This window comes from Acidisoma sp. L85 (assembly GCF_009765865.1).
In the GTDB taxonomy this organism is placed as follows: Bacteria; Pseudomonadota; Alphaproteobacteria; order Acetobacterales; family Acetobacteraceae; genus Acidisoma.
Map to the genome: position 1 here is coordinate 1 of NZ_LMUQ01000016.1, position 26831 is coordinate 26831.

At 56.7% G+C, this 26831-nt stretch carries 24 protein-coding genes; 14 read left to right on the plus strand and 10 right to left on the minus strand.

Annotated features, from left to right (window positions below; all coding sequences use genetic code 11):
* Positions 1-630: 630 nt before the first annotated feature.
* Complete coding sequence (locus GSQ83_RS02775; protein ID WP_158801261.1) at positions 631-1452, minus strand: aspartate/glutamate racemase family protein; 822 nt, start codon at positions 1450-1452, stop codon at positions 631-633.
* 745 nt (positions 1453-2197) lie between these two features.
* On the opposite strand from GSQ83_RS02775, the gene GSQ83_RS02780 reads away from it, so the two are divergent.
* Together GSQ83_RS02780 and GSQ83_RS02785 are read left to right on the plus strand one after the other, a co-directional pair.
* Positions 2198-2851, plus strand: coding sequence for a DUF1345 domain-containing protein (locus GSQ83_RS02780; protein ID WP_158801263.1), 654 nt, complete (start codon positions 2198-2200; stop codon positions 2849-2851).
* A gap of 240 nt (positions 2852-3091) precedes the next feature.
* A complete protein-coding gene (locus GSQ83_RS02785; RefSeq protein WP_158801265.1) occupies positions 3092-3304 on the plus strand; it encodes a hypothetical protein in 213 nt (70 codons plus the stop codon).
* A gap of 194 nt (positions 3305-3498) precedes the next feature.
* On the opposite strand, the gene GSQ83_RS31045 is transcribed toward GSQ83_RS02785, so the two are convergent.
* Together GSQ83_RS31045 and GSQ83_RS02800 are read right to left on the minus strand one after the other, a co-directional pair.
* Positions 3499-3771, minus strand: coding sequence for a GMC oxidoreductase (locus GSQ83_RS31045; RefSeq protein WP_158801301.1), 273 nt, complete (start codon positions 3769-3771; stop codon positions 3499-3501).
* Positions 3772-4365: 594 nt separating this feature from the next.
* The gene (locus tag GSQ83_RS02800; RefSeq protein ID WP_158801268.1) at positions 4366-4728 is read right to left on the minus strand and encodes a hypothetical protein; all 363 of its coding nucleotides are present in this window, start codon (positions 4726-4728) and stop codon (positions 4366-4368) included.
* A 734-nt stretch (positions 4729-5462) separates the two neighbouring features.
* Here GSQ83_RS02800 and GSQ83_RS02805 point away from each other — a divergent pair.
* From GSQ83_RS02805 to GSQ83_RS02825, 5 genes are all read left to right on the plus strand, one after another.
* Positions 5463-5777, plus strand: coding sequence for a helix-turn-helix transcriptional regulator (locus GSQ83_RS02805; RefSeq protein ID WP_158801270.1), 315 nt, complete (start codon positions 5463-5465; stop codon positions 5775-5777).
* Positions 5778-5806: 29 nt separating this feature from the next.
* A complete protein-coding gene (locus tag GSQ83_RS31050) occupies positions 5807-5941 on the plus strand; it encodes an AraC family transcriptional regulator (protein WP_371417941.1) in 135 nt (44 codons plus the stop codon).
* Positions 5942-6880: 939 nt separating this feature from the next.
* Positions 6881-8434, plus strand: coding sequence for an ABC transporter substrate-binding protein (locus GSQ83_RS02815; RefSeq protein WP_158801272.1), 1554 nt, complete (start codon positions 6881-6883; stop codon positions 8432-8434).
* Positions 8434-9354 (plus strand): ABC transporter permease, encoded by a 921-nt coding sequence (locus GSQ83_RS02820; RefSeq protein WP_158801274.1) that lies wholly within the window; start codon positions 8434-8436, stop codon positions 9352-9354. The genes GSQ83_RS02815 and GSQ83_RS02820 overlap by 1 nt, the downstream gene beginning before the upstream one ends.
* On the plus strand, positions 9351-10292 hold the full coding sequence (locus GSQ83_RS02825) for an ABC transporter permease (RefSeq protein ID WP_158801275.1): 942 nt from the start codon (positions 9351-9353) through the stop codon (positions 10290-10292). The genes GSQ83_RS02820 and GSQ83_RS02825 overlap by 4 nt, the downstream gene beginning before the upstream one ends.
* A gap of 338 nt (positions 10293-10630) precedes the next feature.
* Here GSQ83_RS02825 and GSQ83_RS02830 read toward each other — a convergent pair whose 3' ends face one another.
* The 3 genes from GSQ83_RS02830 to GSQ83_RS02840 all read right to left on the minus strand — a co-directional run bounded on the left by GSQ83_RS02830 (position 10631) and on the right by GSQ83_RS02840 (position 14011).
* A complete protein-coding gene (locus tag GSQ83_RS02830; protein ID WP_158801277.1) occupies positions 10631-12196 on the minus strand; it encodes a GMC family oxidoreductase in 1566 nt (521 codons plus the stop codon).
* Between the two features lie 12 nt (positions 12197-12208).
* Complete coding sequence (locus GSQ83_RS02835; protein ID WP_158801278.1) at positions 12209-12535, minus strand: hypothetical protein; 327 nt, start codon at positions 12533-12535, stop codon at positions 12209-12211.
* A 561-nt stretch (positions 12536-13096) separates the two neighbouring features.
* Complete coding sequence (locus GSQ83_RS02840) at positions 13097-14011, minus strand: AraC family transcriptional regulator (RefSeq protein WP_158801280.1); 915 nt, start codon at positions 14009-14011, stop codon at positions 13097-13099.
* Positions 14012-14329: 318 nt separating this feature from the next.
* On the opposite strand from GSQ83_RS02840, the gene GSQ83_RS02845 reads away from it, so the two are divergent.
* Positions 14330-15349, plus strand: a complete 1020-nt coding sequence (locus GSQ83_RS02845) for a LysR family transcriptional regulator (protein WP_158801282.1) — start codon at positions 14330-14332, stop codon at positions 15347-15349.
* Positions 15350-15568: 219 nt separating this feature from the next.
* Here the strand turns inward: GSQ83_RS02845 and GSQ83_RS02850 are convergent, their stop codons facing one another.
* The 3 genes from GSQ83_RS02850 to GSQ83_RS02860 form a co-directional block, all read right to left on the minus strand.
* Positions 15569-16165: a cytochrome P460 family protein gene (locus GSQ83_RS02850; RefSeq protein WP_158801284.1), complete on the minus strand. Its 597-nt coding sequence runs from the start codon at positions 16163-16165 to the stop codon at positions 15569-15571.
* A 260-nt stretch (positions 16166-16425) separates the two neighbouring features.
* Complete coding sequence (locus tag GSQ83_RS02855) at positions 16426-17325, minus strand: LysR family transcriptional regulator (RefSeq protein ID WP_158801286.1); 900 nt, start codon at positions 17323-17325, stop codon at positions 16426-16428.
* Positions 17326-17343: 18 nt separating this feature from the next.
* Positions 17344-17988, minus strand: a complete 645-nt coding sequence (locus tag GSQ83_RS02860) for a peroxiredoxin-like family protein (protein ID WP_158801288.1) — start codon at positions 17986-17988, stop codon at positions 17344-17346.
* A gap of 619 nt (positions 17989-18607) precedes the next feature.
* Between GSQ83_RS02860 and GSQ83_RS02865 the strand changes: the two genes are divergently transcribed.
* The 3 genes from GSQ83_RS02865 (at position 18608) to GSQ83_RS02875 (ending at position 22724) form a co-directional block, all read left to right on the plus strand.
* Positions 18608-19597, plus strand: coding sequence for a hypothetical protein (locus GSQ83_RS02865; protein WP_158801290.1), 990 nt, complete (start codon positions 18608-18610; stop codon positions 19595-19597).
* A 1434-nt stretch (positions 19598-21031) separates the two neighbouring features.
* Complete coding sequence (locus GSQ83_RS02870) at positions 21032-22102, plus strand: DUF4331 family protein (protein ID WP_158801292.1); 1071 nt, start codon at positions 21032-21034, stop codon at positions 22100-22102.
* A gap of 148 nt (positions 22103-22250) precedes the next feature.
* Entirely contained in the window at positions 22251-22724 is a 474-nt protein-coding gene (locus GSQ83_RS02875; RefSeq protein ID WP_158801294.1) for a DUF2721 domain-containing protein, read from the plus strand.
* A 128-nt stretch (positions 22725-22852) separates the two neighbouring features.
* Here GSQ83_RS02875 and GSQ83_RS02880 read toward each other — a convergent pair whose 3' ends face one another.
* Positions 22853-23521: a hypothetical protein gene (locus tag GSQ83_RS02880; protein WP_254065467.1), complete on the minus strand. Its 669-nt coding sequence runs from the start codon at positions 23519-23521 to the stop codon at positions 22853-22855.
* 692 nt (positions 23522-24213) lie between these two features.
* Between GSQ83_RS02880 and tal the strand changes: the two genes are divergently transcribed.
* From tal to GSQ83_RS02895, 3 genes are all read left to right on the plus strand, one after another.
* Entirely contained in the window at positions 24214-25365 is a 1152-nt protein-coding gene (gene tal / locus GSQ83_RS02885; RefSeq protein ID WP_158801296.1) for a transaldolase, read from the plus strand.
* A 281-nt stretch (positions 25366-25646) separates the two neighbouring features.
* Positions 25647-26033: a RidA family protein gene (locus GSQ83_RS02890; protein ID WP_158801298.1), complete on the plus strand. Its 387-nt coding sequence runs from the start codon at positions 25647-25649 to the stop codon at positions 26031-26033.
* Positions 26034-26286: 253 nt separating this feature from the next.
* On the plus strand, positions 26287-26712 hold the full coding sequence (locus tag GSQ83_RS02895) for an alcohol dehydrogenase catalytic domain-containing protein (RefSeq protein ID WP_158801299.1): 426 nt from the start codon (positions 26287-26289) through the stop codon (positions 26710-26712).
* The last annotated feature ends 119 nt before the right edge of the window (positions 26713-26831 follow it).

A 26831-nucleotide genomic window follows, 5' to 3' on the forward strand; every position in this document is an offset into this window, starting at 1 on the left:
GTAGATCGGTTCCGATAGCGCTGCTGCTCTCGTCAAGGACGTGGCACGACGTGCTCTTCAGAGACGAATTGCTAGCGACCGAGGTTTCGCTTCCGGCCTTCGCCTTGGCCTTTGCGCTCACGCGCGAACCTGCAAGGCCGGCGGCCGACTACAGCCGGCGCATCGACGTCGCGATGGTCGCCGATGTGGTCGGTCGGTTGCCCACACCTCCCGGGAACGTCCTCGTCTGTGGCTCCAACGCATTCGCCGACGTTGCCGCCGACGGCGCACTTGCCGCCGGACTAAACGCGACGTCGATCAAGACGGAGCGTTCGGCGGTGCCTGATGCCCTTGGAGAGACGACCATGCTTCCGCAATGTTTGGGGCCCTCCGGAAGAGAAGGACAAGGACGACCACTCCCTCACGCACGGGTGCTCCGCCCCGTGCTGAGCAGGCGGAGGGCTTCGTGGTCAATATATGCCACCGGAGCGTGACCAGGGGCTCGATCCTCTCATTGTTGAGCGGCGGAGCGAGAACTCGAGCGTGCGCGCCATTTCAACAACTTGCGGCTGTGTTCAGTCAACGCTTCGCAATCGCTCAGCATGGGGACATCAATGACTCTCTCGATTGCTGCGGCTGGCCAGGCATGGTCTAACTTCCTGCTGCGCGAACCGCGAGAAGCCGCCGAGCGGCCGCGCTCGGAAGTGGATATGCCGCTCGACTTTGCATCAGACCGGTAGACACCTTCATGTCCACTAAAAACCTGGCAAACAGAACGGTGGCGGCAATTGCGTCGATGACCGGTATGCCATCGACGTCGGTCAGTCCGTTCGCGGCAGCCATCATGCCAAGCACTCCCTCAGCCACGATTACAGCTTGGGCACCAGCAGTAGCGGCAGTCCGAACACCTCTCGTCAAGCGATCAAGAAACGGGCTCGGATGGGCATAATGGGCGTCGAGTTCCGTCTCTGAAATACCGCCCTCTATCAGATGGATCCCACTGACGCGGTTCTTCCACTTGTGGAGCGAGATCGATTTTTCGAGATAAGGGACGATATCCTTGTTTAACGTGAGCAGCCCAATCTTCGGCGCGCTCGCGCTAGCGGCCGCAAAACAAGCCTCCGACATTGACACGACAGGCATGACTGCGAGCGAACGCAGCTCAGGAAGAATGGGTTCGCTGAAAGATGCAGCGATAAAAGCGTCCGCGCTAAGCGCCTCCGCTTCGAAAACTGCTCGAACGAAGGCGGGATCGACGACACTCCGATACACGATTGATGAACCTATGATCTCGGCTGCGCTCAGGGATCCAGCACCATCCGTGGCCCGCCCACGCAAGATCACCTCTGTTCCCGTGCCAGCAATCTTTCGGAAGTGCTCGGCGAGAGATCGAGCGTAGTTCCGATGCTCGGAGAAGTCGAGAGTCGACTGGTACCACAGCCTCATCGGATGGCCCTCCAGGAAAACCCTCAAATTAGCTTCCGGCGGGACGGCCGATCCAATGCCTTTTTCGTATGAATTCGATGACGGCACACTGCTCTGGCGCCAGCGAGTTGCGTTCCAGTCGTCACCAACGCGAAGGTGACCAGCCTTCTCGCTGACGGCACATATTCTCATAGGCACAACGCTGCATTCGAGAGGGCATCGCCCGCGGCATCGGAGCGTGCCAACCAGGCCAATTCACGTCGCGTCGCACTACTCACAACAATATGCACGCCCCTTTGGTCTCGTCAGCGGACGCCAAGCCTTCCACGATGCGCCGAACGCGTCACGCTGCGGGTGCGATGTGAATAACTATTACTAAAGAGCATGAACATGATGCCTTTACCTGAGGCTTTCCTTCATGCCTCTGTCAACAAGTCCAGATCGCGTCTCTTCATTGGAACACAGTGGGTATGACGGAAGCTACAAGGTGCGGACCCTTCTCCCGCGCAGTTACCTCTAAGCGGGAGCCACTGAGCGCGGATTCCTTAAACTGTGGATGGCTAGCCGGCGTTTCTTGGCCTGCTACAGGCCCCTGCCGTTAAGCTCCGTGATGCTTCTTAGCGAATGGCGAACACGGAACAGAAGACTCGCTCTATGAGACAGTGAGAGCTACAGTAACGATCTTGCCTAACCAATTGCTTAAACAGGACAATAGTCAGATGGAGGTGGCTTCTATAACGCGCCAGCAACGCTCCCCTAGCGACAGGATCGATCAACCGATCGCTCTGCCATAATGCGCTATCTCAAGATTGCTTCTAGCCATCCGCGGCTAATCGCCGCCGTGGCAGCTGGAATTCTTACGTATTCGCTAGCTCCTACGAGTGGAGCGCGGATCGTCATAAGTTGGGATGTAGGTGCCGGGATCTTCCTATGGCTCTGCGGAATATCGATGACTACCACCTCGCCTGATCAAATATCTGATAGGGCAGCAGCGCTTCAAGATGGGGAGTGGACCGTGTTCGCTTTGACCCTCGCCGGCATAGTGGCGAGTGTCTTCGTTATCGCTATCGAGTTCGGAGAATTGAATGCGAATGGGATGGAACGCATACTGCATCTCCTCATTCTAGTCATAACGATCGTCCTATCCTGGCTGACCACACAGGTGCTCTTCGGATTGCGCTATGCGCATCTGTTTTATATCAGGCTCGTTGGAGACGCGCAGCGCGGTCTTGAGTTTCCCGGAGAACCAAATCCAGACTATTGGGACTTTTTCTATTTTTCGTTGGTGATTGGAATGACGTTCCAGGTGTCTGATGTCAAGATAGCCGATCGCCACCTGCGGCGCCTCGCAGCCGCTCATGCGTTCATCAGCTTTCTATTCAACATGGTCCTCCTTGCTTTAACGGTAAACCTTGCAGCTGGGTTGTTCTATAACTCGCGCGCGTAATAAAGAGAACGGCGTCAATGTTGCGAATCGCAGAGCGCAAAGATGGACCACCTCTCGAGTTCTTCGAGTCGCGAGGACCTCAAGTGCCGCTAGTCGTGACATTAATCTTAGCGGTCCGACATAGGGCGTTCGACTTGATGGTAGACAAACCAAGTTTGCCACATGGTTGCATCCTCGTGCCACGTACATTTTTCGACAATTTGCATCAGGTGCGCGCAAGGCCTTAAAGGGGGGACTAAAATGAGCAATTTCACCGATCGGATCGTTGAAATCGACACCAGCATAGGCATCGCGCGCAGTAATCTGGCACAAATAATCGAACAGGCAACAGCTTACTCCGGAGCCCATGATGAGGAACTCGCTGCGCAACGCATTGCGGATCTCGAGGCCGAGATAAAGCGACTAATCCAGTTACGCGTCGAAATAGGTGATGAGGCCGCAACGAAAGGCTGACGACAGGTATGTGTCGAGGAGTGAAAGGGCACAGGTTCTACTGTTCTTCTTGCGGGAGTCGAAGGTTTGCGCAGCGTGATGAGCGCCATCCGTCATCACCGTGCGCGTCACGCTAAAAAGTATGGGGAAAACGGCTAACTATTGAACTTGACGTTGCGAAGGACAGGGCCTACTCAGACATTGGTGCCGGCGCGCTACCAGCTAAGCGACACGGACTCTCCTTTCCAAAATAAATTGACACGCTCTCCAACAACAAATGTGGGCAGTGCGGTTGTCCCGCGTGGGACATCGGGAAAGACGAAGGCATCGGCGACAAAGAGGCCGTTAACTCCGTGGACCTCCCCAGTGCGGTCAACGCCCGACAATGGATCGGCTACGGGGCCCATTCGACGAGGCCCGGCCGGGTGCCAGTAGTGACGATGAGTAGCTCGAATCCGGCGAACTGAACCCGCGCCGCGGGGCGGAATCGAAACTGTTTGTCCAAGTTAGCGCGAGAATGGCTGTGATCTAGTTAGTGTTTCTGCCCATTCGAACATTCGATGCCATACTACACAGCCATAACGTCGTCCTGGTCACGTAGATAGCCAGTATCTATTTCTGAAGAATATCGGGATCGGACGATCGAAGCTTAATCTACCCGCGCGACCTCGGCCGCAGAACGCCCACGGGCACAATGCAGCGCCAACCGTCGGTGAGCCTGGCTATCTTCTTCAACCCAAGGGTAAACGTGAAGGTCGTAGGGGCGGCGCCGGCAAAAGGAGAGTGTAGTTTCGCGATGGCCCGCTCTTCCATCAATGGGTGGATCGCCGCGAGTTCGCGGAGTTCGGGCCGCCAGCGTGGGTGACCCGGCAAATTGCAACAAAGCGGAGGGCTGATCATGAGGGTTTGACCTACACCGGGCAAATCATCGATGACAGGAATGCCTCGTTTCTGTAGATCTGCCTCTGGTCGAATGCCGGGCCGCGATAGAATTTCTGGACTTCCATATGCTCCGGCGCTAGGCACGACCTGTTCGGCTGAGAAGTGAAAGCGCGTTCTTTCTTTAATGATGGAGATTCCGGTCACTTGATCGCCGCGGAATAAAGGCGTTCAACTAGACTATCGGGCAGGACGGTGAGTTTTCCATTTTCACGGTGCACGTCTAGACAGGCGAACACGCCATTTATTCGTAAACCATCAGGACTGCTGCTGACAGGCGCGCAACCTACGCCCGTTCCTCCATCGAGACAATCGATCAATGGGAGGGATCGGCTCGTTGCGGCACGGATAAAGGATTTATGAAACGGCTGGATTTCTTCCGCTATATTAGCGACGAGCTCTACAGGCATGCAATGCCCTACCAAGGAATGGCTTAACAGTATCCGCTTCGCACCCTGGACAGCCTGATGCTGCCCATGCGTCGTAATCTCCGGACCAACCGACATTCTGCGTTGTTCCATTAGGTAACGAGCACCCGCCGATCACCCAACAGCGGCTCAAACGTCAAGCATTGATTGCTGTTTCCCGGACCCTCATACCCCCAGGCATGGGTGCTCGGTATCGCTTTAGCATTGAGTAAAGCGTTCGGCCACCTGGACGCTTCGATAAGCGTCACGCGGAAGCCTGCTTCTACGATACGTCCCGCTGATGCGCACCCCACCGAGCCGGCGCCGACCAGGACTATGTCCGCTGGCAAAAGGAAGTAGCTTCAGAGGATCGACTCTCCGGGCGTCGTTGGGAAACGTATATGATTAGCGACCGTGCGATAGCCCATTTGCGAAGGCGTGGCCTGACAATTGTCCGTCGGGTGTGAATGGCACCGATCTACGTCGTGGGCCGTCTTTGCAGGCAGCGGTCCATAGCATTACCAGCAATGATCAATTTGATACACAATGGGCATTAGCATCCCGACCCACTCCGCGATACTTGAGTGGCTTTGCGAACAATATTCTTTGCGACACTACTCTCGGCTAGGCTAGTGGGGAACGATGAGGATGGGCTGTTGCCTTGCTCTGTTATTGGGCCGTATCAGGGGTAGATTCGTCGGGAAAGCGCGCATTCTCACATGTCGTGCAATCTTGAGTGGCGGCCGTTCACGAATGGAATTAGGGAATTTCCGTGCGGGAACGGAGCTGACTGCCTTCTGGTTTTGCTCGGCTCCCGCGACGGGGGCGCGCTAATGATCGCCGAACGTGCGGCTATCGAAGTGGGCTCCCTCAAGCCAAGGGCTCCTGGCGATCGGCTAGATCTTTCGGTTGCCGGTGAGCGCGCCATCACCCACTCCTCTGACAATTCGACCGAACTCGCTGTTGTGATGCGGAGACGGCCACTGGAGCTTCAGACTTGGCGGCTGCGCCGCGTCCAAGCGCATATCCACAACCATATGTCGGAGGTTATTGAACTGGCTGATCTGGCTAGGGCCGCTGGCCTTAGCCGCAGCTACTTCGCCGCCCAGTTCCGAGCGAGGATGCTAGTCGCCCTCATGAATATGTAGTCAGCCAGCGTATCGCGCGAGCTCAGGTTTTGCTAAGAGAGCCGCATCGAACAATAAGTGACGTCGCCCTGCAGGTCGGCTTCCCGAATCAGGCTCATTTCACGACCATCTTTCGTCATTACGTTGGGATCACCCCGTATAGGTGGCGGCATTCAAACGTGTAGAAGGGGGCCGGGACCATAGTAGCGTTCCTGCTAGCGTCGGCCAAGCGCACGCGCGGCCAACTGAGGTGGTTTGACGTTGCATTTGAGATAGCGGGTCTTGCAGACTGACCTTCCAGCGCCGGCCGGGTGGTTCCGATAGCTTAAGTGGAATTGGCTGCCGGATCCCTAGAACGGCATCATGGGCATTCGAGCGTTTCCGATGCCCCCGGTCTTCGAAATGCCTTAAGGTATGCGCACTCGAGCCGTCCAGACCAAAGGCTAGCCATCGATGGCCAAGGAGGAGTTTGCTACACCGGAAGAGCTGGAACTGGAGCGGATACGATTACTTTCAACCCGATGCCGAAGGTCATTAGCTAAGGCGACGCGCGCGTCTCTCCAAGTCTTTACCCATCGGCCGAGCCGATTAGGATCAGAAGCTTATTCCGACGTCTCCAGCATCAGTCACAGATAGTCTCGGACGTTAGGGTGACGCGTGCCTTCTTGCCGCGCGACAGTTTCCTTCCTGAAGTAGCTGTGTCATGATCACTGTGCTTCTCAGCCGATACGCAGCGGGACTGCGAGCTTCCAGTTCGCGTCCGCCGAACCTTCACTCCCGGGCGACGATGGAGGGCGGTTCTAACCCCGCCGCGGCTTTGCGGTGTCAACGTGAGCTATCCAAATCTGGCTATAATGGATCCGGCCGTTGCGGTGGCAGCCTTGGATGGGAAGTCGGTCAAGCTCGGGCCGCGGGAGTCAGTGACTTGCCTGCAGAGAAGCGCTTACTCTCCAAGGCGCGATCGGTGGACATGGCCGAGAAAAGTCACACGTGGCGGATTGAGAGAGCCCCGGCATCGGACGCATGCATTCGCGAGAGTGCTCTGACTAGTGCTAAGCCCGACAGCTAAGGTCGGGTTCAATATACGAGGATTGCGACAGGATCCGCCTTCTTGGGAGCTTCTCATGATCGTTCGCACCTTCGCGCAGCTAATCGCGATCTCGGCCTCACTCATTCTTACCGGCTTTGCGGGACCTCCCGCACTTGCCGATTCCGGTGACATCATCTTCGATCGCTCTCAAGATGCGGAAAGTCTTGACGCGGCACGCGTTTCAACGACCCTGTCGTTACAAGTAATGGGGCAAATTTACGAAACACTGCTCAATTTGGACAGTAAGGGACAGATTGTCGGGGGACTCGCTTCAGCCTATCAAGCCAGCCGCGATAACAAGACCTTCACCTTCCAAATAAGGTCCAATATTAAGTGCCAGGACGGCAGTATCTTCGACGCTGCCTCCGCGAAATGGAACATCGACCGCACGATCAATCCCAAGACCGGCAGCCCGAACGCTTCTTCCTACGGCGATATCACGAGTACATCGGTCGCGGGCAACAGACTGACCATTACACTTGCCGAGCCTTACTCGCCACTTCCGACATTCCTTACGAGTGTGCAATCATTAATGATGTGCCCAAGCACGGTCCACGGCGCGAACATTACGCCGATCGGGACGGGACCCTGGAGGTTCGTGGACTGGGCCCGCAACGACCGCATCATACTGGCACGCAATCCGGATTTTATAAATTACAATCCTCTCGTGACCGACCACGGGCCACCGTTTGAGAAGCGGCTGATCTTCCGCGTCGTGCCGGAGGGGTCACTGCGCGTGGCCGCCCTGAAGACTGGACAGGCAACATTTGTGGAGCCATCGCTAGCCGACGCGACAGACCTTACTAAGGACAAGGACTATAAGGTTTATACGGGGTCGCAGCGTACCGGACAGCTCGCCTACCTCGGCTTCACGACCAAGATCCCGCCCCTGAACGACGTGCGTGTCCGTCGCGCGCTCGGCTACGCGATAGATCGCCGAGCTTTGACCGATATTGGGTTTGACGACCTTGTCGATCCATCGACTTGTCCAGTGGCACCTCGGCTGCTGGGCTATGACCCTGCTAGATGCGCCACTTGGGCCACTTCGTTCGACCCTGCTAAGGCAAAAGCACTACTGAAGGAGGCGGGGTATGGAGCCGCTCATCCGCTCAACCTCCTCTTCTCGGTGTCACCCCTCCAGGGATGGGACGACGCGGACGTTGTGATACAGCAAGAACTGCGATCCGTAGGTGTCAATGCCAGAATAGAACAACGTCAATTTGCAGCATGGGTTGAGTTCATGTCGGTTAAAAACCGCCAGACGACGGGTGAACCCGCCCTCTGGACCATGGGAATGTCCGGTTCCGACCCCGACTACCTGGTCTTCCTATGGAAGCCCCCAGGATATGCCGGCGGAGGGGTAGACGATCCAGTCTTGCAGCAGATGCTCGTTGATCAACGCAGGTTGTCCGGCGACGCTCGAGCCGCCGAGCTTCTCGATATACAGAGACTGCTGCTTACTAAAGCCTACGAAATTCCATTGTTTTCTCCTGGCTGGTTCTGGCTTGTCGCATCGAAGAGTGATGTTAGAGGCTTCAAACAGGGCTACACCGCCATGCCAATCTTCAATGACGTGCAGCTTCCGTGATGGGTCGCTTTATCGTACGCCGCCTCATGACCTCATTAGTCACGCTCCTGATTTCGAGCTTCCTAGTTTGCATGCTCATCCACCTCATCCCAGGCGATGCCGCCTCGGTTATGTCGCAGAGCTCATCTCCCTCGCCTGAACAGCTCGCTGCCATGAGACACGCGCTCGGCCTCGACGTCCCTGTCTTGACGCAATACCTGCACTACATGGAACACCTGTCTTCCGGCAATTTGGGGCGCTCGATTTTTGGGGACCAGCCCGTCGCTACACTGTTGATCGCACGGCTCCCGACGACCTTTACGCTCGCGCTTTCGGGTCTAGCAATTGCCGTAGGGTTTGGCATGCCTCTCGGTATGCTAGTCGCGTACAAAAAGGGAAGCTTCGTTGACAACGCACTGATGATGCTCGCCGTCATCGGGGTCTCGATACCAACCTTCTGGCTTGGCCTAATGCTTGTACTGCTCTTTTCAGTGACACTGAATTGGTTGCCGGTGGCCGGAGAAGGCTGGCGAAGTATGATACTTCCGGCATTCACCCTTGGATTTGCGTATCTGGCAATTGTAGCTCGAGTGACCCGCTCGGCTATGATAGATGTTCTTGGTGAGGATTTCATCCGCACAGCGCGATCAAAGGGTATGTCCGAAACACTAGTGTTCTATCGGCACGCACTACGGCCTGCGGCCATTAGCGTAGCGGCTATTATCGGCGTGATATTCGGCTACCTGATGGGAGGGGTGGTGGTCGTCGAGAACGTGTTCAGTTTGAATGGCCTTGGACGTCTCGCGATCCAGGCGATCAGCTACCGCGACTATCCGCTAATACAGGGCTTCATGTTGTTGTTTGCGGCAATCATTGTAACGACCTCTTTTTTGGTCGATGTCGCCTTTGCGTGGCTGGACCCGCGGATTTCGGCAAGATGAGCAGACAAGCAGAGCCCCCTTACGAGCTGAACGACCCTCTGCAATGGCACAGCAAGAAACGCAGCAAGATCCGTCTATCATGGTCAGTCATAGTCAGCGGAGGCATAATCTTACTTATCACGCTGGTCGCAATCAGTGCATCCTTTATTGTACCATTCGATCCGAATCAGATCGGCGTCGGGCAACGATTGACTGCACCGGGAATGGATTTCTTTTTGGGTACGGACGAGTTTGGTCGCGATGTACTGAGCCGCATGATCTTCGGTGCTCGCATAACTCTTTGTGTCGGAGTTTCGGCTGTTGGCATCGGGTTTGCCTGCGGCGTAGTGGTTGGCGCTGTCGCCGCATACGTAGGCGGCTGGCTCGGCGAGATACTGATGCGCTCGGTCGATTTACTCTACACTTTTCCGGACGTGCTCATTGCGCTGGGCTTGGTTGCGTTTCTAGGGCCGAGCTTTACCAACGCAGTAATAGCGGTCGGCCTAAGCGCAATCCCCTATTACGCGCGGAGCACCTACGGCGCTGTGCTGTCCGAGAGGCAGAAACCATACGTCCTAGCCGCCCGGCTCATTGGCGCAAGCCACGCCCGGGTAGTTGGTCGGCACCTCCTGCCTAATGTGCTGCCGACCACCATCGTCCTGGCGTCTCTGGGATTCTCGTCGGCTGTACTGGCCGCGGCGTCGCTGAGCTTTCTTGGCCTCGGTGCGCAGCCCCCCACACCGGAGTGGGGACTCATGCTTTCCGAGGGGCGAGATTACATCACGCGAGCACCTTGGCTCGTTGTCATTCCGGGTCTCTCAGTTTTCGTGACGGTCGTCGCGTTTAACGTCTTTGGTGATGGCATTCGTGACCTATTTGACCTAAAGGAGAACCGGGCCATCGCGAGCCGGCGCTTCTTTTATGGTTCGCTGCGTAGGCCGCCTAGGCCGATTCCTTAGCGCACGACTTCGAACCGCAAAGCCGAACATCTTTCACCTCAACAGTCGATGTATCGACGCCTGGGGGCCATAGGAGCTTGGGAGCTGGCCTGATCAATAGTGTATCAGGACGATGATGGCGGCATCAGATTGAGCACGACGGTTGAACGCTAGTGAGGCCGCGCAACCCGCTAAGAGAGACGATCCAGAGGTCCAGGGGTCTGGCGACGACGCGGAATGTGGGTCGCAATGTTACCTCCGACATAACTCGTCCGGCCACCTGCCCTTCGTTGACGTCGCTCTCGAGTGCGTCCCTTGACACTGGAGCGCATCTTCGAAATCTGCTGCCCGAGACTGGCTTACATCTCGCCACGTCTCAGTCTATCGGCCAAATATCTCGCTTGGCGAATTGCCAGCGCTACGATCGTGAGCGTAGGATTTTCAGCACTGGACGATGTGAACTGGCTGCCGTCCGAGATAAAAAGATTCGGGATGTCGTGACACTGGCCGTAGGCGTTGCATACGCCATCCCTCGGCTTCTCGCTTTGCCGGCAGGTGCCCATGTTGTGTGTACTAGGCCCCGGCGGCAGCTCAAACACACTCTCTGCACTAAGGGATTCATAGATGGCGCGACCCGATCTAAACGCGTGAGTTCGCATAGCGACGTCATTTGGATGGTCGATAAAGTGTATCATGGGCACGGATAAACCGTGCTGATCTCTTTCAGTCGGGTGCAGCGTCACCCCGTTGCTCGCCTGCGGGAGGTCCTCACCGACCAACCACAAGCCCGCAAAGTACTCGTACTTTTCCAGGATTTGCGCATAGTCGCTTCCCCAGGCCGAAGGCGACAGATTGGTAGCGAGATTAACGAGGCCAAAACCCGGTAGTGTTTCTATTTCGTATCCACCCACAAAGCCGCGCCTGGGGTCGAAGGCCGATTCATCCGTAACAACACCGGCCATCTGGGTACCTCGCTCAAAGCTTACTCGACCAGGCATGATGGCGTATACAGTCCCGGTCGTGTGCCGCATGAAGTTGCGGCCGACCTGTCCAGAGGTATTTGCTAGACCTTGTGGAAACTCGTATGATTCTGAGTTCAGCAGTAGACGTGGAGTCTCCACCGAGTTGCCGGCAACACAGACGGCTCGGGTCTTCTGTTCAAAATGGTTGCCTGCATTATCTGCATAGATCACGCCATCAATGCAGCCCTGAGAGCCGTGGGTGAGCCGCAGCGCCATGCTGTTTGGACGAAGCTCAAAATGCCCAGTCGCTTCAGCCTTTGGAATTTCCGTGTAAAGCGTCGACCATTTCGCACCGATTGCACAGCCGCCCGTGCAAAAGCCGATCTGTCGGCACGCTGGCCGGTTGTCGCGCGGCTCGGAGTTTATCGCCATATTACCGGTGTGGACGCTCTGGTAACCAATGCGCCTCGCACCCGCTTCTAACACGCGGTAGTTGTTGTTGCCCGGTAAGCGTGGGATGCCGTGTGTCCCGGTGACCCCCATCTTGTCCTCCGCCTCGTTATAGAAGGGCTCCAGATCGCGCAGGCTCAATGGCCAGTCTAGCAAATTCGCTCCTTCAATGTCTCCGTAGACTGTACGCGTCTTAAATTCATGCTCCTGGAAGCGCAGCGTGGCACCGGCCCATTGTACCGTCGTGCCGCCGACAGTTTTGCAAACGAAGAGTGGCAAGGCGGCATGGAGGTCGCCGGTTCCGATGCGCTTATCCAGCCAAGTTAGTCGGCCAAGCATAGAGTCAGCCTGGCTATAGTCTCTCAAATCAGTGATGCTGAGGCGCTCTCCCGCTTCGAGGCACACAACATCGACTCCGATCTGCGCAAGTTCATTAGCAAGCGTGCCCCCACCGGCCCCGGAGCCGATCACCACAACGACTGAATCGTCCTTCAGATCAAATGTTTTTGCCATGCAGTGATTCTATCAATTGTCTGAGAGCCAGTCGATGTCGTCGAAGCCGCGCCCAATATATCCCCCGAACTCGACGGACGACCCGCCATAGCCGAACATCTTTTGGACCTCTGGATTGCCGTAGAGGCTCGCAATGATCATTGTCCGCAGGACTGGGAAGAAAGCGGTCCTTTCCAGACTAACTAGCACGGCCCGGCGTGCATCAGCGCTGAGGTCGACCCAGGGCAGGCCGTGGGCTGCGTCGACATGTGCCACTACATCAAGAAGCAGGTCGTTGATCGCCGTGCAGGCATGAGACTTTTTGCGCAGCGTATCGACAGCGGCTGCGTAATGCCGCATCTCAATTCGTTCATGTGGAAAAAGTTGTCGAGTTACTGCTAGCAGCGTTCGAGCTGCGTGCGGGTCAAGGTTAGCCGCCGCTGGCTCGCTGCCGTAGACGGGGCTCACTAGGTCGAACCCGTCTGATTGAGCCGTATGGTGGTGAGTTTGCCGGGGGGGCCCGCCTCCTCTGCAGACCATCTTTCGCCATCGGCTTCCCATCCCGAGCTTCCAGTCACATTCGTATCTCCCGTGTTCTTGAGTACATCGAAAGGGTCCGCAAGTCATGGGCGATGGTTCGATCGTGGTGGCGGCTTTCCACCTCATCAAATGAACGTAAATCTCCGGCGCCATAGAGGGCTTTCAACTCCTAAGCTACTTGCTCAGCCCCCTGCAGGGCGCCGGTGACCAGACCACAGCACAGCAAATCATTGAACGCGCTTCTACCGGTCTCCTCGAAGCGCCGACCAGGAGATGTCGTACCTAGATCGGGACTTCTCTTAGGCTGACTGAAGGGGCCAGGAGATCGGAAGATGCCTTGAGTGACGCTCTCCGGTCGGTTTTGGCACCTTCGATCGCCGCTCATCGCCTTTTCGCCTCGTTCCTTTGATGGCTTGGGTTCGTTCCGACTTCACGTCGGAAAACTGTCGTCAGGTGCGCGTGGCTGCTGAAGCCGCAGGCAATCGCTACCTCGGCCAAAGTGAGCCTGGAAGTGCGTATGAGCCATTGTGCTCGTGCAAGCCGCCGCAGCACGATGAAGCGGTGCGGTGCTACGCCTGTGGCGGCTTTGAAGGCGCGGCAAAAATGCCAGGGACTTAGACCAGCGGCTTCTCCCAGAGCGGCATGGCTCAGGTCGGCTTCCAGCTTGTCCTCGATGAGGGAGAGAACTCGCGCGAGGCGGGGCCCGTGCAGCGGCGGCGCATCCTCGGGCTTCTTGCCCTTTACTCCGTTCGAGCTCATTGCCAGCCTTGCTAATCGGCCCATGATCGCGACAGATACATCTTCGGCGAGCAGCCGCCCCATTGGATTGCCATTTGCCGCCTCGGTCCACACGCGACCCATCAGGCTCTCGATGCTGGCATCACGATTTAGCGCGGCATGCATCAGGCCGTGGTCGGCCAGCCCTGTACCCGCCGCTTCAGCTAGGATAGATCGCGCCGCGTCGCCGGGAAAAAAGAAGGTGAGAAGGTCGTGTGTATCGCCCACAGTGATTTCGGCATCGGCGCCGGGCGAGATTAACGCAAAATCACCTGGCCTGTAGCGCGCACCAAATCGCCCGGCGCCGAGGTCCATGCGAACGGACCCAACACCTCTTGTGAGCAGCGAGAGGGTGAAGTCCGAATGAACGTGCCGGAATACCCCTGCGGGCTTTCGAAGGCGAATTAGCTGAATGTGAGTGTCGCTCGGCAAGCGCGCCTCGGCTACGAACGATGCGCATGGAAGGACGCCCTTCTCCCCTGAAGGATCGACAGACTCCTGCTGCTGTTCGCTGCGCATCGCCCCTCCCTACACTTACCCTGCCTCCTGGCTAGCGATTAGCTATCACAGCTCCCTCACGAACGCGATCGCGAACCCGTGAGGCGGGGCAATCTTCTTACAGAATCCTGCGGTCGCAGGCCGATAGTCACTCTCAGCCCTAGGAACCGCAGAAATCTGAAAGCGGCGAGCCGTTGATAGGCTCAAGAACGTCCCGTGAGCGGTGGGAGATAAGCGGCGGTGTCGCGCACTTAGCAGCCGCAGCGACGCACAAATGCTCTTGCCCGCCATGTTTGTAGGGATGTGTTGACCATCTCGGCCTGCGACCGGAGGACGCCCATGGAGCTCTACCAGATACGATACTTTCTGGCGCTTACGCGGACACTGAATTTCTCTAGTGCCGCAAAACAGTGCAACGTTTCTCAGCCAGCTCTCACCAAGGCGGTTCAGAGGCTTGAGCAAGAACTCGGTGGTGAGCTGATTCACCGGGAGCGTCATCTGACGCAGCTGAGCGACTTGGGGAAAGCAGTGTTGCCGATGCTGGAGCAAACCATCGACGCTGCGAACGCGATTGCCTCGCAGGCAAGAGAGTACTGGTCAAAGAGTAACGGGAAGCTCCGGGTCGGCTTAATTTCGTCGGTCTCCGCTTTTGTTATGGCAGAACTATTTTCAGAATTGGCACGCTCCGTCCCTGGCTTGCAGATAGATCTCATCGAAGACAAGAACGAGGGTCTGATTACAGCTTTGATGGAAGGCGATATTCACGCAGCACTGGCAGATCAGACAAGCGAATTGCCACTTCGTATTGATCATTGGGTTCTATTCGAGGAGCGTTATGTCGTCGTCACCTCGCCCAGTCACGCATTCGCGGGTCTCACGGAGATCCCTGTAGATCGGCTACGGGACGCCACTTGGCTACAATGTGACACGCGCCAGATCAGCGGCCGCTTTGAAAACACTCACCTTGCCGACCAGACGACTTGGCGTATCGGGCATCGCGCCCAACAGGAGAGCCATCTTCAGCATCTGGCGGCGATCGGTCTGGGTGCTTTTCTAGCTCCTGAACACGCGCCTCTACTACCGTCACTTGTCTCACGTCCAATAAAAGACGATCCGCTTCGTCGCCAGGTTGAGCTTTTGGCGGTAGCAGGAAGGCGTCACTCCCCGATCTTGGACGCATTCATCAAAATCGCCCGTCGTCACGATTGGCAGCGTACGTTGGGGGAAGCATATCGCGATCCAGGAGTGCGGCCGAGTTGGCAGCCGACGCCTTTCTTGAACCCACATTATGGCGCTTCAACAGCCGACGGCGCCGATTGTGAAAATTTCAGGGCCGGCTTTGCACGGCATGATAGCTAGTGCTCGCCAAAGCTGGCGTCGCAGGCCTCCTGACGTTGATCGGCTTCACGGGACGCGTCTGTAGCTCTGAAAGTTAGGATTCAATCACTTGGATTTAGAACGCCAGGTTTTGCATTCTCATCGGCATAGTGAGTCCACGCAGTGTGGGCGACGGGGTCCAGAAGGCGCAATTCCGGCTCTGGCCGCCAAGAGGGCGGACCGACTACGTCTGCCCCCCTACTATCGCTTTAATACCGGGTATCCAGCGATGTAGATCCAGTCAGATGCCTGGGCCGGAATATGGCATCCTTGACAAGCGACTTTGTAGTCGGTTGTCGTCGTCTTCGAGGGATTCGAAGCGTCAAACCAAGACCAGCCCCAGCCGTCGCCCCACAACTTATTGCCGGGTCGAGAGTTCTTGCTGTCCTTCACCATGACGAACCAGCCCTTCAGCGTCTGCGCATGGCTCACGATCCCGGTCGTCATAGGCGCGGTGGCTGTTCCGAACACTTCCTTGACTAAAACGGCCCCATCCGGGAATCTTCCGGTGGCACGATAGTTGTCGATCGTACCTGGTGAAGCGTAGACATTATGAAGTTGATCCGACCCTTGACCTTGACTAGCGGCGATCGCCCAGCTGCCCAGATATTGGTAGAGTTTGCGGTAGTTATCGGGGACTTTCAGATAACCGCTACTGTCAACTGCCGCGTTCGATCGGTTGGCGTCGGACTCCGCAGTTCGTGCCGTTTGCCACGAAGACGATAGCGAGACCAGCGACACGGTGGCAATAAGAAGAGGGAGACGAATGAAAGCTCTAGTTTTGCCCGGGCGTTTCATCACTGATCCTTTTCCAGCCGAGAGAGGGCGTCGCGAAAGAAGGGAATGGCAAAGCGCCTCCGTGCGCTGGTTCACGGCGAGTGGAGCGCGCTGACCATGAATGGAGCACGAAGTAGTGCCTGTAGAAAGGCATCATATCTATGCTCAGGGGTTATAGTGCTGCTTCACGGGTCCGGCCCTAATTAGAGAGATGGCGTGAAAAGCCGGCGTCGGAAAGCAGGTGTCGGGGAGGGGAGGGGTGCTGCACCTGCCGGCCAGCTTCACGGCACGTTGGCCGGGTTCATCCAAGCGGAGGCGCGAGCAAGTTTTACGAAGGTCGATACTGCTCGAGATTGCGGACGCCCAGCAATCGTCTCCACAACAACTTCGTAGTCGGGCAACCGATCGGCGAGGCCGCGCGCCACCAGTTCTGGGGGTGTTGGCCAGCAGGACAATCCCAGGCCAAGGCCAAGGCCGCTGCGCACGAGTTGAAGTGACGTTTCCCAATTGCTCGCGCGATGTGGCGTCGAAGGTCTACGCCCGAGCCGCCTCACGATTTGCGACAAAATCCTCTCCGGCAGGGCTTCTGGTTCGGACGCGCCAAGGAGGACCGATTCGGCAAGACGACTTCCATGGATCAACTCGTCGGCCGCGAGGAGATGATCTCGAGGCAAGAAGACCGCGGCGCCGGTCGAAAAAAGCTGCCACTGATTGAAGCGTTCGGGTAGCGTATCGGCTCGCAGCCCGACGAGGACGTCCAAATCACCGCGCAGCATGCGCTCCCGCATCACCGGCTCAGCCTCCACGGAGACGCTGAATTCCGTCGATCTTACGGAAGCGATGACCTCACGGAGCACCGTACCGATTAACGGAAAAGCTAGCCAAGGACTCAACCCAAGCCGAAGGGGCGCCCTCTCCTGCGTCTGCAGCTGTCTCGCCTCATCGCGTGCAACGTCTGCCGCAGCCTGAACTTGTTCGAGCAGTGGGAGCATCGCTCGCCCGAATTCAGTGAGCTGTGTCAAGGATCGCTCCCTTAGCAGGAGGTCGCCTCCTAGTTCCCATTCAAGGCGCTTGATCGCTCGCGAGAGCGCTGGCTGGGTGATCTTGCATTCCCGCGCAGCGTGCGTAAAGTTCAATACGCGCGAGAGAACAATGAAGTATCCGATTTGCGGAAGGTCCATGGTTCGGTTTTCGCCCTTCTAGCTGTACTGCCGAAGCGCGCGAAGCACCAAAGGAAGTGTATCCAGCTCTGTTCGACGGGTATAGTCGACGTGGATCTCAGCGTGCGCGACTGTTCCGTTGCGCGCGACCACGAAGGTCGATGGGACAGGAATGAACCAACCCTTTCGCCCGTGTAGCGTCTCAGATTCGATCCCTTGTGACAAGAGCCGCTGCCGGTAAAGGGGTGGTAGGCGAACGAGAACGCCGAACATGGAAGCGACAGCATTGTCGACATCAGCAAGCAGTTCGAATCGCAGATTGTATTTGTCTTTCACGAAACGAGCTCGCCCACCGGTTTCGGGAGAGAGAGCAACCAGGGACGCTTGCTGGCCCGGAACGGGTGCAAGAATAAGGTCAAGCGCCTGGAGAGTGAGCATGCAATAGGGACACCAGCTACCACGATAAAAGGTTACGACGAGTGTTCCGTGGCTGAGGAGTTCTAATGAAGAGACCATTTTGCCTTCCGCATTCGGAAGTTCAAAATTTGGCATGACGTCGCCGGGCTTAAGTGCATTTTCGGCGAGAAGACGGGGATCGAGTCGCTGCAAAACCTCCTCGTATGCGCCTGCGGCTTCACTCGTCATCTTCGCACGCAGCGCATCAAGGCTTTCGTTTAAAGACATCTTCGCCTCCGGACCGACCTGATCAGCGCGTCGCCGGCATCCTAACGGTCGTCAAATTGGAGCTGCCGGACCATTGATGTCACGAAACCTTCTATCATCCATTAAGAGGCTAAGCGCTATTCGGGTCGACTGTCCAGAATAAGGAAACAAGCGCCGGAGAGAGGTATCCGCAACTGAGGGTCAGCATAGCATCCTGGGTGAATTCCATCACCAGCGATGCAGCGATTATGGAAACTATACCCAGACGGCATTGGCGGCCGATTGGCTTTGGGTGTTTTTTCCTCATCACAAGGTGCCACGCAGAGACCGGCCTTCACCGACGCAAGGCACCATTCAGTACACGCGTCTTGAACCAGGGGTGAATAGTATGGCGTTGCCACGCTGCAGACCATCGGCAACTTTGCGCGTGAGACTTGACTGCGCTTTGGCCATCTCCATCGGGACCCTTTTGGGCGTCCCGCAGCTAGCGCGAGCCGAAGTTATCAATGAAGGAGTGACTGGGTCTCCTCTGTCGGAGACCCGACCAGCTCCAGCCTATCTGAGGCCGGACGTTAATATCGTTACGGCGCGGCCCTCCCCGTCAGAGATAAACCCCGCGTTCCTAGGACCAGTGCTGTTGATGAAGTCAGCACAGGTGGATCTGGTCAAGGGCACAGCAAGATTGCCGCTCCGCCGAGGTCGCCTAAAGTCGGGTGAGCTTGTCTGGTTCATCCTCACGGATACGACCGACGAGAACCTGGCAAAACTTCATGGCCTCGTTTTCTCTCCGAAGCTTACTTACGGTTTAACTGGAAAAGGCGCACGAGAAGCAACAATTGCGCCAGATGGAACCTTCGTATTCGAATCTGGCAAAGTGGACTTCGCGTCACAGCGGAAAGTCGTACCGGGAAAAGGGCCGAACTTTTTTCCGCCAAAGAGCGCGCAGCCCGGATCCATCGGCGACGCAGACTATTCCCCTCTCGTCCACATCGAAAATGCCGGCACCAACATGGTCTTCAACGCGCCCATGGTTGCATTTGGCACTGACGAAAAAAGGCTTAATGAATTCTGCGACGGCCACGTCGATCACAGTCTGGTCCATGACAAGGTAGTCGCCATTTGCCCCAGAGAGGGTTATGTTACTCTGCAACTGACGATTGGGTTCACCTTTGGCAAGCCAATCCTATATCTCTCGACTGAGGCGAGTGATCCTCTCGTAGCAACCCTCGAAGCTGCAACATATGCGCCGGCGCTGAAGAGCTTTCCCTTTGCCCTTGAAGATGCGTCTCCGGGTGAACCGGCCGAGCGTCTATACACATTCGTGAACGGCCCGACCGGGATCGAGAATCCGCAGCGACAGGGGCTCGATAGTGCGCTGTCCGATGGGCGTGGGCCGCTAAATGTTTTAGGTGGTGTCCCGACTATCAATCTCGATTATAGCCCGATGTGGCGACTCTTTCCGGCGAAATGGACTCCTTCCGCCATTGAGCACGGCTATCGATCGCGCATGACGGATGCAATTGAGATCGAGGACATGGCGTCGAAAGGATTCATCAAGAGCATCGACGATGGCTCGCTACGGCCAGTCGGATTCGTCGTGAATTGCCCGGTCGTCTATCGGGTTAATTAGGAAGGCTGCCAGGGGTACTTGTTAGGTGCGGCTGTGGATTAACGCACGATGGCGCGCCCCGACGACGCCCTGGCAGGCGACTGGCCTTTCTCCGGATCATGAGTTCAAGAGGGGTCTATCCAGCTCTGAGTGTTGCCTCGGCTGGGAACCTTCGTTCTCGGTCGGGCTGCGGATGGTTAGCGGGCAGGTCACAACGCGACACGATCGTCATTTGGTGACCATCTCGCCGCGAATGTCGATCTAGCCGCCCCGGCCAAGTCGAGGGAGTGCTTCTCAGAAGGTGAAGGTGATAGTGACAGCTCGAAAATGCGGCATCGAATCCGGCGAACTCTACGAGTCAATTCGGTCCGGCGGACAGGCCTGCTTCCCAATCCGTCACTTCGTATCCGCGCAATCAGCACGGGCCATGGACCTGGACCTGGGGGCATTCGTAAAGAGGAACTCTCATGTGTTTAAGAGCAGGCTTGCACGGCACCACTATATCCTTTCCAATCACGCGTCGCGTAGCATTGTGTGCCGGAGCCGCATTCATAGCGATGGCGCCCAGGCCGGGATGGTCAGCCGTTCCGAGCCGGCACAACATTACCGCTAAACTCTTTGCCTTTGTCGGGCCTGAAACGGGGAATCTTGTCCTTGCGGTCACGTTCGCGTCGGGTGCCCGCAATTTTCTGGATGAGAGCCTCGACGCTGCCGTTCGCATTAATAGCAACAGAGGTAGCTGGACCGTACACGGCCGGTCCGGGTTCCAATCTCCAGGACCACCGTACGGCCAAAACTACCTTCGAAGCTTCGCCGGGCAGGTCTTACGGATGGACTCACGTCCCGACGAGATCTACAACGCCGTAGTTGTCGAGACAGCGCCCAACCTTTTGCCACCAGGAGGGCATCTGAAAGTCTGGGCAGAATTACTCGCCGACGGGCAATCGCGACTCCGAGTTGGAAGTCCCATTGTCGCTAAGCTTCTGGCGCACGATTCTCGTTTGTCTGCTGCATACCATGCCGTGTCGCCAGAGGACGATATCACTCTCCTTTCGGACTTGGTCAGCCGTCGCATAGCTTTTCTCGCAAAGGCGTACGGCACTGTCCCCGATCCTACCAGATACGCACGTCGATTGAGCGCTCATCTGCTGCCGGATGTCATCCAGTATAGCCGAGACCTACCCGTCGGCTTCAATTTCGTGGGCCAGAATGGCCTTCATCCGGCAGATGATACTGCGGCGGTCGTTGCAACGATACTGACGGGAGCGCCTATTCCCCGAGGGCCTGAACACTCGTTCGAACTTACGAAGAAGTTCCCTTATTTTTTGGACTCTAGTAGGGGAACGGCCAATTTGCCTGCTATCGCGAGGGCCTGGCGAGCGTGAAGCCGAACACCTGAGCGATAGCTCATTTCCCCCCAGGACAGACCAGGAAGTGCAAAGGATCCAAAAAACGATGTCGCACCATTTTGACACCCCTACTGCACTGGCAGATCCTCGTATCAATGTCTGCGACTTCTATCTCTTCCGCGGGCGCCCAGGAACCACCGTCATGGCCCTGACGGTCAACCCGGACGCAGGTCTCTCCGCGCCGGACACATTCCGGGAGGAAGGGCTCTACGCTTTCCGATTTGACTTGAACGGCGATGCCGTTGAGGAGCTGGCGTTCAAAGTTCGGTTTGGCGCTGTTTCCCACGTCGCCGGCGAAGCGCACGAGCATGTTCAGAACTATGAGATCTTGAGGTCAACTGGCCGTTCAGCGATTCAGGGCGCCGAAGGCGAGGTCATCATATCGGGACGCACTGGTGAGGTCATGCGCGGCGGTGCGGGGGTAACCACGTTCGCCGGGCTAGCACCCGACATGTTTGCTGGAGATGCCGCCGCGATCACGCGCTTTTTGACAGCCTTCTATAAAGACAACCGGTTCGATCCTGCGGCATTCCAGAATCGTAGCAACTTCTTTTCCAAGCGCAACGTAACGGCAATTGTGGTGGAAGTTCCCACTAAAATGATCGGCGAGGGACGGGTTCATGCCTGGGCTACCGCGTCCCTCCACGGCCACGCCCCGGAGGTGCAGGTATCTCGATGGGGAGTGCCGCTGTTCACTTACATGTTTTTGCCGGAGCCGGGCATGAAGGAGGCGTACAATCGGTCGGTTCCGTCCAGCGATGTCCGACGCCTTTCTGCACAGATAAGCAAGATTTCTGGCATGCTAACGAAGCTCGCCGGTTCTTCGGCAAACCCGAATGACTACGGACAGCAGCTAGCTGCCCGTATCTGCCCGACGATTTTGCCGTACGAACTTGACACGCCGGCTGCTTTCGATTTCGTGGGCTTCAATGGGCGCGCGCTGACGGATGACGCAATGGATGTGATGCTGACTTTGGCGACAAACACGGCGCTAAGCGACGGTGTGGCCCCGACCATGAAGAGGGTCAGTGAAACCTTTCCTTATTTCGGGGCGCCTTACACAAATGCCGAGCAAATCAACGTCGAGCCTGCACGGGGAAGCTTAAAGAAGGGGTAGTTGATCGCGGCCCGGGTAAGAGCTTTGACGGCTCGGCGTCCGTCCGCCTTGAATCCCGCTTTGCATATCCGACCAGGAAGACCGACAGGAACGGCCTGACGGATAGGAGACGCATTGGGCATCCGGCTGTGATGAAGAGGATACAAGAATGGAAGCAGTTGATCCGACGGGCGGCGTCGCGCATCTCATCCAGACGGCGCTCACCCCCGTGTTTCTGCTCTCGGGGATCGCGGCGCTTCTAGGGGTTTTCAACACGCGTCTGGCTCAAGTGTCCGACCACCTCAGCCATCTCGCCGATCTATCGAGGGGTGACCTGCATCCAGATGAGGCAGCGACACTAAAATCTCACCTCCTCCGTCTTGCGCTTCGAACTCTGACACTAGACGCTTCTGTGGCGTTGGGAGCGGTTGGAGGCGCCGCGACTTGCGGCGCAGCATTTGTTCTTTTTTTAGGAAGCGTGCGGGAATCCGGAGTCGGCGGCTGGCTAATCGGCCTGTTCTCTCTGGCGCTCGGCTGCACGGTCATCTCGCTCCTTGCATTTATCGGGGACAGCTTACTGGCGTGGCATGGGCTAAGGCGCGAAGGGCCGATCCCGCGTTCTCTAAATGGCCGCGGAAAATAGCAAGTCGGATAATCTGCTTGCGCGTAGTATTGGCCCGCCGAGCTGCTCTAAAACGGGTAGAGAGCTGCCGCTTCGGCGGCTATGAGTAACCCGCACAACTTATGTTTTCAATGCCGTTTCTGAAGACTTTAGGCTGTGGCGCATTTGAAGATGTGAGGTTCTATGCGGAGCGGAGGGAAGTCTTCATAAAAGTGTTGATGACTCTCCTCATGGTTCAAATAGCCGGGCCTCGTCAAATAGCCACGTGGACGGGTGAAGCTATAGATCGTCCTTTTCGGCTTTTCGTGCCACCCAATATTAAAGGCACCGAGTTTGGGGAAGAATTGCAGATCACTGTAAGGCAACTGATCATGAATCCACCAAGCCATCCCTTGCCAGTTCCCGTCCTTTTCTATGTGATCCGCAAACCACGGGATGACGATGCACGCTACGGCGCCGATACCGGATTTCGTGCGACGATCCCAGATATGCCGGCCGAGATTTCGCTTGTTAGAAGCGCAACTCAGTCGTTGAGCGCAGCCGAACGCGTTTACCTCCGCTGACCGGTAGGAGGACCGTACAGCCAGTCGGCCGAAGGTCGCCTGCAAAGGCTCGAGCAGGTGCTCGCATAGCCCACGGCCAGCCGCGATGGCCAGATCAGGATCATCGGGAAGATTGACCATCCCGTTGATGGTCGCAATCTCGCTATACAAAAAGTCGCGCATAAAGAATGACGGCGACAGCCTAACTCTTCCGAAGGCCTCCGCTCGGCGAACGGTCCACACCTTCTTGCCGACTGGTTCCTCTTTCTCCCTCAACTTGTCGTACTCCTCTGCCGAAAACGCTCAATGGCGGACGTTTTGGTAGGCGGGGTTGGTAGATATATTCAAACAGGCTTCAACAAGCGTAGACTTTCCAACTGCCCTCCGATTGAGCCTACACCTCGTTCACGAATTCGTCTCTTTATAAAGGAGTTATATCGACACCCCCACGGGGCCTATTAAGAGCCCGAGTTGCAACTCACCCGGCACATTCGCCGGCCTCTGTGACATGTGTATTTCTCGGCGCCTCGGGCGCCGCTCAAGTTAGTGTGCATCGATGCGATAACCAATCGGCATTGGCCTTGATCTTGTCGCCTGATACATAAGGGGAAGGTGAGGTGCAGCTACTCTTTCAACTCTAACTGGTACTTCGGCCCTGGCCCGATTGTCCATGAAGGCCGAACGGGCTCGCCGAGGACGATCGTCAAGCGCTGTAGCGGGCCTATGAGCAGAGAGCCAATGCACGTGATCTCGATCGGTGTCACTCAGGAGACTAGATTGGTCCTTCTGGAAACAAGTAGAGGCTTGAGGCAACGATCACCGCGCGCGTGTGGGATTCTTCCTCTGGCGCGGCGGTGCTGGCACGGCCCGACTGGGTGCGTGTGCTCGTCACGCGCGCAACACCGTAATTTGAACCATCCAGCGCTAAAGCCGATCTGCCGAATCCGTGCCAACAGAAAAGGTATCTTATGAGCTTGCTCCCCGTCACGCGCTCCTCGAATCCTCTTAGGCAGCTTGAATGCGCTGGTCAGTCGCCTTGGCTTGATGACCTTCATCGCAGCCTGATCCGACACGGCGAACTTTCGCGGCTGATCGAGGAAGACGGGCTGAAAGGCATGACTTCCAATCCCTCCATTTTCGAGAGGGCGATTGCCGAGACGGACGAGTATGACACCAAGCTGAAGGATTTGGTCGGCAAGGGGAATCTCGATGACGTGAGCATCTATGAGTCTCTGGCGGTCGAGGACGTGCGGGGGGCCGCCGACCTGTTTCGGCCAGTCTATGAAATGAGCGGCAAGAGGGACGGTTATGTAAGTCTAGAGGTTTCGCCTCATCTCGCAAACGATACAGAGAAAACAACTAAGGAAGCCGATCGGCTCTGGAGGCTAGTCGAGCGAGAGAACCTGATGGTGAAGATCCCCGGCACGAAGGCAGGCAACGTGGCGGTAAGGCAGACAATTGGGTCGGGCATCAACGTCAACGTCACATTGCTGTTCTCAATCGAAGAGTATGAGGCTGTGGTGGACGCCTATCTTTCGGGATTGGAAGATTTGGTGGCAAAAGGCGGCGATCCATCAAAAGTTAGTTCGGTGGCCAGCTTTTTCCTCAGTCGCATAGACTTGGCAGTCGACAAAACCCTAGGTGGCAAAGTTGGTAAAGCGGCGGCCACCAGCATGGTGGTCGACAAAGTGGCGATCGCTTCGGCCAAATTGGCCTATGCGAGGTACGGAGCGTTGTTTTCGACGCCGCGGTGGCATGCGTTGGCCAAGAAAGGCGCGAGGGCACAACGGTTACTTTGGGCGTCGACTAGCACGAAAAAAGAAAGCCTGCCGGACACCTACTATGTCGATGCGCTTGTCGGCCCAGACACAGTGAATACGATGCCGCCCAAAACAATGAATGCGTTTCGGGAGCACGGAAAGGTCGACCCGTACGCCCTTGGTTCGGAGATTATGGAAGCAAAGCAGACGCTCGACGCTTTAGAGAGCCTTGGTATCTCACTATCCGCAATCACCGGCAACCTGCTGGATGATGGTGTGAGAAAGTTTTCAGAGGCGTTCGACAAGCTTTTGGGCCGGATCGCCGAGCAGCGAAAGCACCTGGCGTCTGCACAACGGTAGGCCCCGCTCCCCGAGAATTTTGGAGCGGACTTATGTTACCCGTACAGACAACAGCGCGTTTCTCTGGGGCAGTGGGGGGAAGAAACACTGCCTGTAACTCGGCTAAGGCCACACCAAAGAATATAGAGTTAATGAGCAAACCTGACGCCCAAAAGCATGCGAGCGGCGCTCCAGCAGTCGATGCGAAAGCGTATAGCAGGAGTGTGAAGGTGCGGCATCCGACCACTTGAACTGCTGATGATCTATATGTCACACAGATTCGCGTCCTAGGAGTGCACGACATGCCCCATAAGATTCATGACGCCGGTATCGCCAGACATATCGGATCATACAGCGATGCTATTGAGGTGGCGCCTCATCAACGGTGGCTAATGACCTCTGGAACGCCCGGTCTCTCGGAGATCGGCAGGTATCCTGATGACATAACCGGTCAGAGTGAACTTGCTTGGCGCAACATAATTCTTCTCTTGAACAAGGCGGCAATGGCAGTGGAGGATATCGTCAAGGTTACGCAGTACCTCACGCGTGCAGAAGACATTAGCGCGTATGCGCAGGTGCGCAATCGGTTCCTCGGGCACGCGAAGCCGGCCTCCATGCTGCTCTTGACGCCTCAGCTTGTCTGGTCAGGGCTCCTGGTTGAGGTCGAGATCATCGCTTCAAAAGCTTAGCCGCCGCCGTTCCGCCCAATTACGGCTGTTCGATCGATGCTCCTGAATCCAGCAAGTCAGGAGGCAATTAGAGTCGGTCCAACGCGCGGCCTCCAACCTCTATGCTTGCTCCCAGCACAGACCCTTACTTTAAAAGCGAAGCTTGAAGGACTTCAGAGCACCGTTCATTCGCTGGACTCTCAACTGCGAGAAGGGAAAGCAGAAGGGGTCTCCGAGCCGGCAATCATCCCCGAGATAGAACGAGAGTAGTAAAATGTTCCAAGTCATCCAACATTGCTCTGAAAATGGCATCGATGACATGAAGCACTGGGTAGTACCCGAGCTTGGTCTCTCGAAGCTCGAGCTCCGCACTGTCCCCAGGCCACGTCCGGGGCCCGGGCAGGTTCTTGTAAAAGTTCACGCGGTGTCGTTGAACTATCGCGACGCGGAAGTGATCGAGCACGGAATGGGTGTTCCTATTAGCTTCCCCTTCAGACCTACCTCGGACATGGCAGGCACGGTCACCGAGGTCGGCAGCGAGGTGACGCGGTTTGTCCCGGGAGATAAGGTGATCTCAGCATTTATCGCCGGCTGGCTCGATGGGTCCCCACGATCTTGGACGGACGCACCAACGCAGGGCGGCCCGATCCCTGGCATGCTTGCGCAGTATGTGAAATCGCTCGCAATACTGACCCCCTGAAGGCGGTTTTCGCTTCCAATCGCGGCTCTGACTCACTTTTGATGGATGTTGGGCTTACGCGGAGCCCATAACGCGCGCCTGAAGGAGATCTAGCTTTCCGCGGCCATACATCTGGCGTT